Origin of the sequence: Actinokineospora globicatena, from assembly GCF_024171945.1 — a bacterium.
Classification (GTDB): domain Bacteria; phylum Actinomycetota; class Actinomycetes; order Mycobacteriales; family Pseudonocardiaceae; genus Actinokineospora; species Actinokineospora globicatena.
This window is the reverse complement of sequence record NZ_JAMTCR010000007.1, coordinates 45,716-59,068: the sequence shown is the minus strand read 5'-3', so window position 1 is coordinate 59,068 and position 13,353 is coordinate 45,716. Positions and strand designations below refer to the sequence as shown.

Sequence of the window (13,353 nt, the reverse complement as noted above, 5' to 3'; positions counted from 1 at the left end):
GATCGGGTGACCACATCGGTTGACCGCCGGATTGTTTGGCCCTGGGTAGGACTGTCGGCACGGGGCGTGACCAGGTATTTCCCGACGACCGCCAGTGGCATTCGGACCTTTTTCCGGCCCCGTTCCCAGTTATCTCAAAAAATAGTGCTTTAGGTCACCCGGAATTGACCTGGCGCGCTCATCCGGCCGCGGCGACCGCCTGGTGCACACCGCGCCAGTAGTCGGCGGTGAGGGTGAGGAAGGCGTCGTAGGCGCGCAGCACGACCGCGAAGTCCGCCTCGGTGCGCGACACCGCGGCCGCGGAGACCACCGCCTCGCGCTTGTGCTCCTTCTCCGCCTCGCCGATGTGGACGTAGAAGTACTCGCACGCCTCGTGGAAGTCGTCCTCGCGCGGCCACAGCGGTTTGTAGTTGCGCACGCCCTCGTAGAGCCGGGTGAGCATCGCGAACGCGAGGTGCTCCTGGGCCAGCAGCGCGCCCTGCACGACGCGCTGGTCGGTGGAGGAGAACAGTTCCCGCTGCCCCGCGCTGAACGCGGTGGTGCTCGGCAGCGGTTCCTCCAGGGTCAGTTCCCCGGTGCTGACCTCGCGGCCGCCGAGGCGGGAGAGCAGGTCGGCGAGGAAGTTCTCCAGCAGCACCAGGTGCGCCTTCTCGGCGTTGCCGTTGCCGTACTCGGAGTACAGGTTCTTCACGCACTCCACCCTGGCGGCCAGGTCGGTGGTGTTGAGCACCGACAGCGCGACCATCACGGCGGTGAACCTGGTGCGCGCCAGGTATTCCCTGGCGAACACCGCTACCGCCGGGTAGGGCAGCGGGCCGCCCATCCAGAGCCGGTAGAAGTCGTTGTCGATGGCCGCCGAGGTGTCGATGTCGGCGACGACGGCGGCGATGCGCGCGGCGCGGTCTGCGGTGTCGTGGACCAGCGTCATCGGAAGCGGTATCCCCTTCGCTCGGCGCGGCGCCCGAATGGCGACCGTGCTCGGCGACGGTATCCACGGCCCGGTTCCGCAGTCCAGTCGCATTGCCTGATGACCATTATTCCATTCCGCTATCGGCGCCGGTCAGCCCTTCTCCGGCTCACCCCTTCACCGATCCGGCGAGACCGGTCACCAGCCTGCGCTGGACCAAAACGAAGAATACGAGCACCGGGATCGTCATCAGCGTCGAACCGGCCATGACCGCCCCCCAGTCGTTCTGGTCGGGTTTGACGAACACCTGCAGCGCCAGCGGCAGGGTCTGCGCGTCGGCGGCGGAGATGATGAACGTCTTGGCGAACAGGAAGTCGTTCCAGGCGTGGATGAACGACAGCACGCTGGTCGCCACCAGACCCGGCGCCACCAGCGGGAACAGCACCCCCCAGAGGAATCGGAACCGGCTGGCCCCGTCGAGGGTGGCCGCCTCCTCCAGTTCCACCGGCACCGCGGCGACGAAACCGCGCAGCATCCAGATCGAGAACGGCAGGCTGAACGCCAGGTGGACGAGCACCAACGACCCGAGGTGGTTCAAGCCGAACGCGGGCACTGATTGCCCCACCGACCGCATGAGGAAGAACAGCGGAACGGTCAGCGCCTCCACCGGGACCATTTGCACGACCAGCAGCATGACCAACATGGTCGTGCGCCCGCGAAACCGCAGCCGGGTCAACGCGGCCGCCGCCAGGAACGCGACCAGCATGCTCAACGCCACCACCGCGACCGCCACGATCACGCTGTTGAGGAAATAGCGGCCGAAGTCCTGCACGGTCAGCGCCCGCACGAAACTGTCCAGCGTCGGGCGCGTCGTCCACGGCAGCGCCGACGAGACCACCTCGTCCGGTGGTTTCACCGCGGTCAGCACCATCCAGAACAACGGGAACGCCACCACGCCCGCGACCACGACGGTGACCGCCTCGGCGAGCGCGCGGCCCGGGTGGCGGATCGCGCTCATAGGACCTCCCCGGACCGGCGCAGCGCGCGCAGGTAGAACACTGTGATGGCCAACAGGATCAGCGTCGTCACCACGCCGATCGCCGCGCCGAGGCCGTACTCGGAGGCGGCGAACGCCTCCTGGTAGGCGTAGACGTTGAGCACCAGGTTGCGCCCGGCGATGCCGCCGCCCCCGGTCATCACGTAGACCTGGGTGAACACCTTGAAGTCCCAGATGATCGACTGGATGGTGACCACGATCAGCAAGGGCCGCAACAGGGGCAGCACCACCGACCGCGCGGCGCGCCGGGTGGAGGCGCCGTCGAGCGCGGCGGCCTCCAGCACCTCCGCCGGGATGGCCCGGATCCCGGCGTAGAGGGTGATCATGACGAACGGGAACGAGCACCAGACGACCTCGGCGGCCACCAGCCCGAACGCGGTCCACTTGCCGTAGGTCCAGGAGAACCCGTCGAGGCCGAGCACGGTGTTGACCAGACCGAAGTTCGCGTCGAACAGGAACAGCCAGATCGTCGAGCCCGCCACCGCCGGGGTCGCCCACGCGCCGAGCGCGGCCAGGAACAGGCACGTGCGCGCCCAGGGGCGGACCCTGGTGGCCAGTACGGCGAGGGCGGCGCCGACCACCAGGGTCCCGAGGACGCAGACCGCGGCGAACGCGACGGTCTGGCCGAGCACCGACCAGAACTTCGCACTGCCCAGCAGCGCCGAGTAGTTGCCCAGCCCCAGGAACTCCAGCGGCGCGCCCCCGCTGACCTGCTCCTGCCCGTAGTCGAAGAACGAGATCACCACGAGCTGATAGACCGGGTAGCCCAGCAGCGCGACCAGCACGAGCAGGGCGGGGCTGAGGTAGGCCAGCGCGGTCCTGCCCTGCCCGCGACCGGCCGTCACGACGTGAACGCCGCGTTCATCGCGTCGGCGGCGGATGTCGCGGCGGTGTCGACGTCCTTGCCGCCGGTGGCGATCTCCTGGAGCATGGTCGGCAGCACCGCCTGCGCGTCGATCTTGGCCCAGCTCGGGGTGACCGGCACGAACCGGGTCCCCGCCGCCAGCGTCGTGGTGAACGGCTTGAGGAAGGGGTCGGCATCGGCGACCACGCGCTGCACGTCGGTGAAGGTGGGCAGGTTGCCCATCGCGTCGTACATCTTGCGCTGGTACCGCTTGCCCGCCAGCAGCTCCACGAAGTCACCGGCCAGCGTCCTGCGCTTGGTGCCGGAGAGCACGCCGAGCAGGTTGCCGCCGGAGAACGCGGGTGCCACCGAGCCGGGGTCCTTGCCGGGCAGCGGGACGACCCCGTACTTGCCCGCCGCCGCGCTCGCGTCGACGGACTTGCGGTTGAAGTCGCCGCCGATGGTCATCGCCGCCTTGCCGCCGCGGAAGTTCTCCACGCTCGCGTCCCCGCCGTTGCCCGCGCACTGGGCGGGCGGGCAGATGTCGTCGCGCAGCAGCTCCGCGTACTTGGCGATACCGGCCTTGGCCTGCGGCGAGTCGATCGCGGCCGTGTACTTGTCGCCGCTCTTCGTCGCGATGTCACCGCCGTTGGCCCAGACGAAGGGCAGCGCGCCGTAGACGTACTTGCCGCCGACGGAGATGCCGAGCAGCTCCGGCTTCGCGGCCCGGATCCGGCGCGCGAGCGGGGCGATCTCGTCCAGTGTGGACGGTGGCTGGACGCCGAGCTCGGTGAACACGTCGGTGCGGTAGTACAGCGCGCGCACCCCCACGTACCAGGGGACGCCGTGCACCTTGCCGCCCACCTTCGCGGTGTCGAGCACGCCGGGCACCAGGTCCTTGCCCTCGTCCCAGGCCGCCACGTCCGCGGTGAGGTCGGCGAACCCGCCCGCGGCGACGTAGCCCGCGAGGTCGGTGTTGCCGAACTCGGCCACGTCCGGCGCGCTGCCCGGGTCGCTGAACGCGGCCTTGAACCGCTCGGCCCGCGACTGCACCTGGATGTACTGCACGTCCACGGTCACCCCGGCGTGCTTGCCCTGGAACTCCGCCACCGCCTCTTGGACCACTTTCTCCTTGGCGGTCCGGTTGACCTCGTCGAACAGCCACACCCGCAGCTGCCCGGTCGTCTCGTCCGTGCCGGACGTCGCGGGTCCCGACTGCACCGGGGCGCACCCCGCGGCCAGGGCTACCACGGCCACTCCGGCTAACCACTTGCGCATCTCTCGACCCCGTTCCCGGTGTTGCGCTCAGCGCAATTCCCGTTTCATGGAGAGCAACGTGTCGGCGATCGTAAGAGGGCGGCCGGGGACCTGGCAAGGTCTGGACCATTCCCGGTGTGCTGGCGGCTGGCCCGCGCCGTGGCACGATGGGGGTCGGTTCGGCCGGTGATCCCGGCCGCCCTGCTCCGTGCGGGCGACCCTCCCGCTCCCCGCCGCGCGTCCGGCCAGACAGGCCGCTGCCGCGCCCGGACCCGTCGCATTCCCCGCCGCTTGGAGGAGACCGCATGCTCGCGGTGAGCAGCTACAGCAAGGACTACATCGACACCTGCCGCGCCAGGGTCGCCGAGCACGTCTCGGTCTACCGCGCGATGATCGCCACCGGGGACGGCGTCGACTTCACCGCCGCTGTCGCCGCCTTCGAGCCGGTGTTCTTCAACAACCTCGTCCTGGTCCTGGAGTCCGCGTTCGTCCACCGCCTGCGCGGCAAGGAGAGCAAGGACGGCAACCCGCTCAACGAGGTCCGCCTGCTCAGTGCCTCGCTGCTGGGCAACGGCGGGATCCTGGCCGTGGACAAGGGCATCCGGTGGACCCCGGACGCCACGGTGCTGGGATACGCGGCGGGGGACCGCATCGAGGTGCGCGAACCCGGCTTCCTGGCTCTGGCCAAGGCCTTCTTCGCCGACGTGGCGGCCAAGTACGCCTAGTCCCCGGTCGGGCTAGCGGCGCTTCTCGTTGACGCAGGCGACGCAGGTGGGCAGTCCGGGGAGCCGTTCGTAGCGCATGCACCGGCACAGGCTCCCGCCGAAGTCGCGCGCCGGGGGCGGGGTGCCGACCAGGCGCCGGGGGTCGGGGTGCAGCGCCTCCATGACCTGCTGGGTGCGCTGGTCCTCCTCGCGCTTGGCGTGGATGGTGCGGCGGTACTTCCAGCGCTCGTCGTGCAGCTGCCGGGTCCCGCGCCAGCGCTGCACGGTGTCACCGGAGGCCGACGACTCCCGCCTGGCCCGCTCGCGGCGCAGGCCGACCGTCCGCTCCCAGGTCGCCCCCGCGATCGGCGGCGCGTCCCGCCTGCTCTCCCACGCCGCCAGCCGGGTGCGGATCTGCTCGATGTTCTGCGCGGGCGCCGGGTACTTGGCGCCCTTGGGCCGGTTCTCCACCGCCCACACGATCGCCGCCGGGCACCACCCCGCCGCGAAGAACGGCGCCAGGACCACGACCAGCGCCTTGAGCGCGCCGAAGGTCGACCAGCCGTAGGTGAACCGCATCCACCTGGCCGCCCGGAACACCTGCACCGGGTCGGTCGGGATCGTCTTGTTGCCCCAGTCGTCGCGGACGGTGTGCTCGCTGTCGCGCCGGAACTGGGCCGCGAGCGCGATCCCCAGTTCGTGCCCGATCACCGGGGGAGAGGCCCACGCCGACCACCGCCGCACGGTGTCCTGCGCCGACACCGGTGGCTGCCCGTAGCGCGTGCCGTCGGGCCGGAACACCACCGCCCGCGCCACGGCCTGGTTGCACCACCCGCGCCCGTAGAGCGCCTCGAGGTGCTCCACCAGGGCGGCGCCGGTGAACTGCACGGCCCAGCTCTGCCCGGCCCGCAGCGCCTCGACCGCCACGCCGACCTCTTGTTCCCCCACCGGGACCGCGATCTCCGGCCACTGCGCCTCGCCCACCCACACCTCCACCCGCGAAGGCGCACACGCTACTCCACCCCGCTCGCCACCACCCCCGCACTCACCCGCGCGAGCTACCGGCGGTCTAGCCGCTCCGTCCAGTCACGGTCCGTGGTCGGGCGAGTGCGACATTTCGCTATTCGGTGGATATACCCGCTGGTCAGCGAGGTCCACAAGGGACGGTGAGCATGAGTCATCTCTCACGCCGGGGAATTGGAGGGGTGGGGGCGGGCGTGGTCTCCTCGCGTGAACCCTCGACCGTCGAATGGATGACCATGGACCACGTGCACCACTTCTCGGCGGGCGCGGTGACCCCGGCGTTGTCGTACCTCATCTCCTGCCTCGGCTGCGCGCTCGGGTTGATGAGCATGCAGCGGGCCAGGGCGCACGGCGGGTGGTCCAGACGGGCGTGGCTGGCGCTGGCGGCGGTGTCCATCGGCGGGACCGGGATCTGGGTGATGCACTTCGTCGCCATGATGGGGTTCGCGGTGGACGGGACCGAGATCCGCTACGACCTGTTCCGCACCGTGATCAGCCTGGTGCTGGCGGTGGGCATCGTGGCGATCGGCCTGAGCGCCGTGGTCAACGGGCGCGCGGGGTGGGGGCGGCTGATCGGCGCGGGCACCATCACCGGCATCGGTGTCGCGTCCATGCACTACGTGGGCATCTCCGCGATGCGGATGAGCGCGTCGGTGACCTACGCGGTGACGCTGCTCGTGCTCTCGATCGTGATCGCCGTGGTCGCGGCGACGGCGGCGCTGTGGGCGACCTTCAACGTCCGGGGCATGGCCGCGACGGTCGCGGCGGCGCTGATCATGGGCGTGGCGGTCAACGGCATGCACTACACCGGCATGGCCGCCATGCAGGTCACCCCCCCGATCGGCCGCACCACCGCGGTCACCGGGCTCGACGCCTACGCCTTCTTCGGTCCGCTGGCCATGGTCCTCGGCGTCCTCACCGCGCTGTCGCTGCTCGCTGTCGGCATCGGCTCCACGGAGAAGGAGATCGCGGAAGACCTCTGGGCCGAGCAGCAGCTCCGCACCCTCTTGGGCGACCGCGCCGACGGCTGACCGGCGCGAAATCCCGTGGCGATGGCGCGGCGACTGCCGTAGACACGCTGAGGTGGACACCTACACCGTCAGAGAGTTGACGCAGGCCGAGGCGGTCACCGCTTCCGGTGTGCTGGCCAGGGCCTTCCTGATCGACTCCGCCGCCGACGAGTTCGCCGCGAAGGAGGCGCCGCTCGTCGAGCACTCGCTGAACCTGGGGGCCTTCGCGGGCGACCTGCAGGTCGGTGGGGCGCAGGTGCAGGTCCGGGACCTGTGCGTGCCGGGCGGGGCTCAGGTGCCGTTCGCGGGGCTGACCTCCGTCGCGGTCGCCTCCGACCACCGCAGGCGCGGGCTGCTGACCCGGTTGATGCGCGCCGCGCTGCCCCGGTCCGGTCCGCCGGTGTCAGCGCTGTGGGCCTCGGATCGGCGATCTACGGGCGCTTCGGGTTTGGCGTCGCGACCGAGCTGACCCACTACACGGTGCCGACGAAGATCGCGTTCCGGCCGGGCGCCACGGCGGACTCCTCCGCTGTGCGTGAGTTGCCCAGGGACGAGGCCATGCCGGTCATCCGCGCCCTCTACGAGCGGTACGCCGAGGGCCGGGTCGGCACGTTGAGCAGGCTCGACGGCAACTGGGGGTACCACTACCACGACACCGCCCGGACGCAGGCGGGCCGCACCCCGCTCAGGTTCGCCGTGCACCCGGAGGGCTACGTCGCCTACCGCGCTCAACACGTGTGGACCGACAACGGGCCGCGCGGCCGGTTGGACGTGCACGAGTTCATCGCGACCACACCGCAGGCGACAGCGAGCCTCTGGCGCTACCTGCTCGACGTCGACCTGGTGAGCACCATCCAGTACGAGGGCGACCCGGACGACCCGCTGGCGTTGCTCCTGCCGGACACCCGCGTCGCCCTGCGGAAGCGGTTCCACGCCCTGCACATCCGGCTGGTCGACGTCGCCGCCGGGTTGCCACTGCGCCAGTACCTCACGCCGGTCGACGTCGTGGTCGAGATCGATGACCCGTTCTGCCCTTGGAACGCGGGCCGGTGGCACCTTGTCGTAGACGGCGGCCGGATGACTGTGGCGAGCACCGACGCCGCACCGGACCTGGAGTTGGACGTCCGCGACCTGGGAGCCGCCTACCTCGGTGGCACCCGGTTGAGCGCCCTGGCGGCGGCTGGCTTGGTCCGCGAACACACCGCTGGCGCGGTGGCCGCGTTGTCGAACGCGATGCTCGCCGACCGCGAACCGTCCTGCCGCGAGGTGTTCTGAGGCGAGGGCTGCCCGCTACCTCAGACGCACGGCGGCTGGTATCCGTTGATGGTCAGGCCGTTGAAGGTGATCTTGTTCGCCGTCTTGCCGACGAACACGAAGCCGCGGGCCTCGCTGAGCGCGGAGGCGAAGGTGTGGCCGGGCTTGCCCAGTTCCGGGAGCCAGGTCCACTTGTCCGGCGCGAAGCTGAAGAACTTCCGGACGACCTTTCCGCCGGTCGACGGGATCAACGTCAGCCATTTGTCGCCGCCGCTCCACTGCGACGCCGGGCGCAATTGGACATAAAGGTCGTCGGTGGCGCTGTAGGTCAGCCAGAAACCGGACGAACGGGAGAGGTTCGCTTGGGCCTCGAACTTGTTGGCGAGCCACAGGACGACCACGTGCCACTCGGCGTTGAGGAACGACACCTTCGCGGTGTAGCCCTGCCGACCGTCGCGCACCAGCAGGCTGCCGGTCGCGGGGACGGTCGTGCCCTCACCGGAGGCGAGCCACTGCTGGTACCGGTCGATCGACGGTGACGCGCATTCACAACCGCGCCCCGACACCTCCGCGTTCGCCGCGGTCACCGACCCGAATAGCGATACCACCAGCATGAGGGCGAATGCCGTGAACACCCTGGCGAAACCGCGGTACCTCGAAGCTGCGCGCATTCCGGAAAAGTAGCACAGGGTGCCCGCTCGGTTCACCAGCGTCATTTACCACGGTTGCCGAAAGTCTTGTTCGCGAAAGAATGGGCCGACGGCGTTCCCTGTCACATCGGCCGCCCGACGTCTGGGCGAGGACCACCAACCGAGAGGCCGAGACCATGACCACCCAGACACTTGCCGCCGCGCCGTCCACCACGAGGGACGCCACCACCCGCGCCCTGCTCACCTGCGTCGTGGTCGCCAACCCGCTGTGGGTCGGCGTGTCCCTGATCCAGGCCGCCACCCGCGCGGGCTTCGACCTGACCCGCCACCCGCTCAGCGCCCTGTCGACCGGCGACCTCGGCTGGCTGCAGATCCTCAACTTCGTCGTCGCGGGCGTCCTGACCGTCCTCGGCGCGGTGGGGCTGCGCCGCGCCCTCCCCGGCAAGTGGGTACCCCGGCTGGTCCTGCTCAACGGGATCGGGATGGTCGCCGCGGGCGTGTTCGTCATGAGCCCCGCCAACGGGTTCCCGCTCGGCGCGCCCACCGGCATGGTCGAGCTGACCTGGCCCGACTACGGCCACTTCGCCGCCGGGACCATCGCGTTCGTCTCCCTCATCGCCGCCTGCTACGTGCTGGCCCGGTCCTTCGCCCGCGCGGGTCGCCGTCGCCACGCCGTGCTGTCGCTGGTCGCGGGCACCGCGCTGCTGGTCGGGGACCTCTGGGCGATGTCCGGCGGCGCGGGTGGTTCCATCACCCTGGCCGTCGGCGTCTTCGCCGCCATGGCCTGGATCTCCACCGTCGCCGCCGAACTCCGCTGAAACCCGAAGGGACACCCCACGATGGCCACCGTCGCCGAGTACAACGCCGCCCTCCCGGCCGACCAGCGGGAGATCGCCGACGCCCTCACGGCCCTGATCGAGGCCGTGCTCCCCGGCACCGGCGCCGTGTGGCACGGCCACCCCGTGTGGAGCCTGGGCGCCGCCCCCGGCAAGCAGCCGGTCTGCCTGGTCAAGGCCTACCCCCGGTACGTGACCTTCGGGCTGTGGCGCGGCCAGGAACTCGCTGACCCCTCCGGCCTGGTCGCGGGCAGCCGTGCCATGGCGTCGATCAAGGTCACCGCGGTCGCCGACATCGACGCCGCCCAGATCACCACCTGGCTCCAGCAGGCCCGCGCCCTCGAGGCCTAGGTCAAGGTGGCGACCGCCTCGCTGTGCAGGCCCGGTGCGGCCACGAGGAACCCGGACGAGGTCGGCGTCCACGGCGCGCCCGTCGTCGTGGACACCACCGCTCCCGCCTCGGTCGCGATCAGGCCTGCGCCGAGCAGGTTCTCCGCGTCCTGGCCGAACAGCCAGAACAGGTCCATCCGCCCGGCCGCGACATCGGCGATCTGCCAGGACGTGGGGCCGAGGTTGCGCAACGCTGCGATCCTGCCGAGCACCGCGGGCAACGCTTTGCCCGCGGCGGCATCGGCGTCCGGCTGCGGGGTCGCGGGGTGGCTGGTGCCCGCGAGGGCGGCGGCGAGCGACACCTTGGCGGACGGGCGGATCGGTGCGCCGTCCCGCCAGGCACCCTTGCCGCGTTCGGCCGCGTAGGTCTCGCCGAGCGTGGGGGAGTGCAGGACGGTGAGGAGCGGGGTGTCGCCGTCGACGAGGGTCACCGTCACGCACCATTGCGGCAGGCCCTGGAGGTATTGCACGGCGCCGTCGAGCGAGTCGATGACCCACTCGCCCGCTGGCAATCGATCGCGCAGTTCGGCATGGAGCGGCTCGTCGAGCTCGGTGAAGCGGGACAGGAGTTCGGGCAGCGTGGTGGCGGTGGGCGCGTTCGGCGCCGGGATCCGGGCGGCGACGGCCACGACGGTCTCGATCACGGTGTTCAGCATGCGGCGAGGGTTACAGTTGGCTGACCGGATCAGCGCCAGTGCTGGCCGTGGATGAGCGGAAGTGGACACGGGTGGGCATCGAACTGGCTGAACTGGACCAGCGCGTGGTCTCGGCTCTCCAGGTCGACGGTCGGGTCGGACCCGGTCGGATCGCCGACGTGCTCGGGGTGTCGGCCAGGACCGTGGCGCGGAGCCTGGCCAGGGTCGCGGGGGTCGTGCAGGTCGTGCGGGTGCCTGACCGCGCAACGTTGCCCGAGGTGACCCTGTTGCGGGTCCGGGTGCTGCGCGGCCGGGTCGAGGTGCTCGCCGACGCGCTGGCCCGCCGCCAAGAGGTCCTCTTCGTCGACATCCTCACCGGCGGCGAGGAGATCAGTGCCGTCACCGTCGGCGGCAGCCCGCGACTACCAACCGGCCAGGCGATCACCAGCGTCCAGGCGCACCGCGTGCTGCACGTGTTCTCCGACGCCGCCGACTGGCGCACCGGTCTGCTCACCCCCGACGAGACCGCCGCGCTGACCCCGCCCGCGCCCACCGCCCACCACGTCCCCGACGAGTTGGACCAGCGCCTGCTCGATGTCCTGACCGCCGACGCGCGCACCGCCCCCGCCGCCATCGCCTCGGCCGTGGGGGCACCGGAGTCCACGGTCCGCCGCCGCGTCGACCGGCTTGTCGACGCCGGGTTGGTGCGCACGTGCGTCGTCGCGGACTCCAGGGTGTTCGGCCTGGCGGTGGACGCGAACGTGTGGATGACCGTGCCCCCGGGTCGGCTCCCGGAGTTCGGCGAACGCCTGGCGGCGGACCCGGTCGTGCACGGCGTCCTGGCCACCACCGGCGCGACGAACCTGATGGCGGCGGTGTTCTGCCGGGACCTGGCCCAGTTGTACCGGTTCGTGACCGCGCTGCACGACATCCCGTCGGCTGAGGTGACGGTCGTGGCGGGCGCGGTGAAACGGGCGGGACACCGGCACCCGGCCGATGCGGTGGCTCATACCCCGGGATGACGTCCGCTGAGCGCGACCGGTCCTAGCGTCGATGCTGTGGGAACACAGGTTTTGCGCCGTTTCGGTGCCGTGGTGGTGGGTTTGGTCGGGACGTTCGTGGCGGCCGTGGCGGGACTGACCGCGACGGTGCTCGCGGCGGCGTTGACCAGTCGCACGGCGTTGTTGGCCACCGCGGGCGCGCTGGTGTTCGCGGGGGTGTGCGTGCTCGTGGGGTGGGCCGCGTTCACGGTGGCCGGTGCGGACGAGGCGCGCCGGTCGGGCACGGGGTTCGCCGTTGTCGCAACGTTGCTCGCGGTTGTCGGGGCGATGGTGGTCTTCGCGCCGCCGAGCATTCCCGGGCCTGTGAGTGCGCGATCCGATGTGCGGTACTGGGATTTGCCGACAGGGTCGCGGATCGCCTACACATCCGTGGCCGCTAGGGGAACGGTGCGATCGGACCCGGTGGTGTTCTTGCACGACGAACTGGGCGCCCCGGCGGACGGCGTCTCGGACCTGGCCCGGGCGTTGGCCGCCGACGGGTACCCCGTGTACGCCTACGACCAACTCGGCGTGGGCCGCTCGGCGCGCTTGTCCGACCCGACCGGGTACACCGTCGCCAGGCACGTCGCGGACCTGGAGGCCATCCGGATCACCCTCGGCGTACCCCGCCTGGTCCTCATCGGACAGTCCTGGGGCGCCTCGCTCGCCGCCCAGTACCTGGCCGCGCACCCGGACCGCGTCGCGAAGGTCGTGTTCTCCGCACCCGGCCCCCTGTGGCCCCAGTCCTGGCCGAGCGGCGTCGGCGACCCGAGATCAGCCGACCCCACCCGGTCGATGGCCCTGGAGTCCTCCCCACGCATGATGCTCGCCGCCGCCCTGCTCACGGTGAACCCCAAGGCCGCCCACGACTTCATGCCCGACCCCGAAGCCGACAACCGCTCCCGCACCCAGACTCTCCTACTCCGCGACGGCTGCCCGGGCACCGCCTCGCCGATCCCCGCACCCCTCCCCGGCTTCTACTCCACCCAACGCACCGCCATCGACTTCAAAGCCATCCCCGACCCCCGCCCAGCACTGCGCGGCAACCCAACCCCCGCCCTAATCCTCCGAGGCACCTGCGACCACACCCACCCCGAAGTAGCCGCCGAATACACCTCAACCTTCCCCAACTCCCACCAACCCCCCATCCCCAACGCAGGCCACGCCCTACTCCCCACAACCCCGCCCTACCAAACCCACATCACCGACTTCCTCCACCCCTAACCCCCCACCCCCGCCGCGTGCGGCTCGCGGCTCCGCCTCCCGTCCCCGTGAGCCCCGCCGCCGCGATCCATCGCCTCGCGAACGCCACACGCCCCCGCGGACACCCCACCCCCTCCCGAACACCTGGCCGCTCCCGGAATCCCTATCAGTCGCCCATACCCGCCCCCAAGTACGCCCACGCCTCACCTGTCGCGCACGCCCGGCCCTCTGCCGACATGGTCTTGACGGTGATCATCCGCAGGTTCTGACCGCAACCAAGCGTCCACAATGGACAGATCGACACTTCGCGGCCGCACAGCCCTACCGCCACAGGATCGCGCGCGGTCCACCCCTGCCCCAACGCTTCGCTTCGCGCCCGCGTGCGGTCCCACCCCCGCCCGGCCCCCACCCTCTCCGGGGGGCGTCCCTGGGCCAGTCTACCGGGGCGCACCGACAGTCGATCTTGAAACCGGGGACGCAGAGATCGACATGTGGATAACTTCTGTCACCCAGAAGACGGAAATACCGGGCGCCGTCGGCAAG

At 70.8% G+C, this 13,353-nt stretch carries 15 protein-coding genes; 8 read left to right on the top strand and 7 right to left on the bottom strand.

All coding sequences use genetic code 11. From position 1 onward, the window contains the following. Positions 1-178 precede the first annotated feature (178 nt). The 4 genes from LV79_RS31430 to LV79_RS31415 all read right to left on the bottom strand — a co-directional run bounded on the left by LV79_RS31430 (position 179) and on the right by LV79_RS31415 (position 4,086). Positions 179-928 carry an iron-containing redox enzyme family protein gene (locus LV79_RS31430; protein WP_253841942.1) on the bottom strand — a complete coding sequence of 250 codons (750 nt, stop codon included), beginning with the start codon at positions 926-928 and terminating at the stop codon, positions 179-181. A 148-nt stretch (positions 929-1,076) separates the two neighbouring features. Beyond that, positions 1,077-1,925 (bottom strand): carbohydrate ABC transporter permease, encoded by an 849-nt coding sequence (locus LV79_RS31425; RefSeq protein ID WP_253841941.1) that lies wholly within the window; start codon positions 1,923-1,925, stop codon positions 1,077-1,079. After that, entirely contained in the window at positions 1,922-2,809 is an 888-nt protein-coding gene (locus tag LV79_RS31420; RefSeq protein WP_253841940.1) for a carbohydrate ABC transporter permease, read from the bottom strand. The genes LV79_RS31425 and LV79_RS31420 overlap by 4 nt, the downstream gene beginning before the upstream one ends. Next, the gene (locus tag LV79_RS31415; RefSeq protein WP_253841939.1) at positions 2,806-4,086 is read right to left on the bottom strand and encodes an extracellular solute-binding protein; all 1,281 of its coding nucleotides are present in this window, start codon (positions 4,084-4,086) and stop codon (positions 2,806-2,808) included. The genes LV79_RS31420 and LV79_RS31415 overlap by 4 nt, the downstream gene beginning before the upstream one ends. 284 nt (positions 4,087-4,370) lie before the next feature. Here LV79_RS31415 and LV79_RS31410 point away from each other — a divergent pair, with 284 nt between their 5' ends. Then, on the top strand, positions 4,371-4,790 hold the full coding sequence (locus LV79_RS31410) for a hypothetical protein (protein ID WP_253841938.1): 420 nt from the start codon (positions 4,371-4,373) through the stop codon (positions 4,788-4,790). A gap of 12 nt (positions 4,791-4,802) precedes the next feature. On the opposite strand, the gene LV79_RS31405 is transcribed toward LV79_RS31410, so the two are convergent. Next, positions 4,803-5,753 (bottom strand): hypothetical protein, encoded by a 951-nt coding sequence (locus LV79_RS31405; RefSeq protein WP_253841937.1) that lies wholly within the window; start codon positions 5,751-5,753, stop codon positions 4,803-4,805. A 269-nt stretch (positions 5,754-6,022) separates the two neighbouring features. Here LV79_RS31405 and LV79_RS31400 point away from each other — a divergent pair, with 269 nt between their 5' ends. Genes LV79_RS31400 through LV79_RS31390 form a run of 3 tightly spaced genes read left to right on the top strand, consistent with a single transcriptional unit; the run spans position 6,023 to position 8,077 of the window. After that, the gene (locus tag LV79_RS31400) at positions 6,023-6,823 is read left to right on the top strand and encodes an MHYT domain-containing protein (protein ID WP_253841936.1); all 801 of its coding nucleotides are present in this window, start codon (positions 6,023-6,025) and stop codon (positions 6,821-6,823) included. 52 nt (positions 6,824-6,875) lie between these two features. Continuing rightward, positions 6,876-7,271: a GNAT family N-acetyltransferase gene (locus LV79_RS31395; protein WP_253841935.1), complete on the top strand. Its 396-nt coding sequence runs from the start codon at positions 6,876-6,878 to the stop codon at positions 7,269-7,271. Continuing rightward, positions 7,214-8,077: a sterol carrier protein domain-containing protein gene (locus tag LV79_RS31390; RefSeq protein WP_253841934.1), complete on the top strand. Its 864-nt coding sequence runs from the start codon at positions 7,214-7,216 to the stop codon at positions 8,075-8,077. Before LV79_RS31395 ends, LV79_RS31390 begins: the two co-directional genes overlap by 58 nt. Before the next feature lie 20 nt (positions 8,078-8,097). On the opposite strand, the gene LV79_RS31385 is transcribed toward LV79_RS31390, so the two are convergent. Continuing rightward, entirely contained in the window at positions 8,098-8,727 is a 630-nt protein-coding gene (locus tag LV79_RS31385) for a hypothetical protein (RefSeq protein ID WP_372495512.1), read from the bottom strand. A 155-nt stretch (positions 8,728-8,882) separates the two neighbouring features. Between LV79_RS31385 and LV79_RS31380 the strand changes: the two genes are divergently transcribed. Then, positions 8,883-9,524: a DUF998 domain-containing protein gene (locus LV79_RS31380; protein WP_253841933.1), complete on the top strand. Its 642-nt coding sequence runs from the start codon at positions 8,883-8,885 to the stop codon at positions 9,522-9,524. A 21-nt stretch (positions 9,525-9,545) separates the two neighbouring features. Then, on the top strand, positions 9,546-9,893 hold the full coding sequence (locus tag LV79_RS31375) for a DUF1801 domain-containing protein (RefSeq protein WP_253841932.1): 348 nt from the start codon (positions 9,546-9,548) through the stop codon (positions 9,891-9,893). Here LV79_RS31375 and LV79_RS31370 read toward each other — a convergent pair. Continuing rightward, a complete protein-coding gene (locus tag LV79_RS31370; protein ID WP_253841931.1) occupies positions 9,890-10,588 on the bottom strand; it encodes an inositol monophosphatase family protein in 699 nt (232 codons plus the stop codon). The two genes, LV79_RS31375 and LV79_RS31370, sit on opposite strands and share 4 nt — an antisense overlap. Before the next feature lie 71 nt (positions 10,589-10,659). On the opposite strand from LV79_RS31370, the gene LV79_RS31365 reads away from it, so the two are divergent. Together LV79_RS31365 and LV79_RS31360 are read left to right on the top strand one after the other, a co-directional pair. After that, positions 10,660-11,589, top strand: a complete 930-nt coding sequence (locus LV79_RS31365) for an AsnC family transcriptional regulator (protein WP_253841930.1) — start codon at positions 10,660-10,662, stop codon at positions 11,587-11,589. A gap of 36 nt (positions 11,590-11,625) precedes the next feature. Next, the gene (locus LV79_RS31360; RefSeq protein ID WP_253841929.1) at positions 11,626-12,831 is read left to right on the top strand and encodes an alpha/beta hydrolase; all 1,206 of its coding nucleotides are present in this window, start codon (positions 11,626-11,628) and stop codon (positions 12,829-12,831) included. The last annotated feature ends 522 nt before the right edge of the window (positions 12,832-13,353 follow it).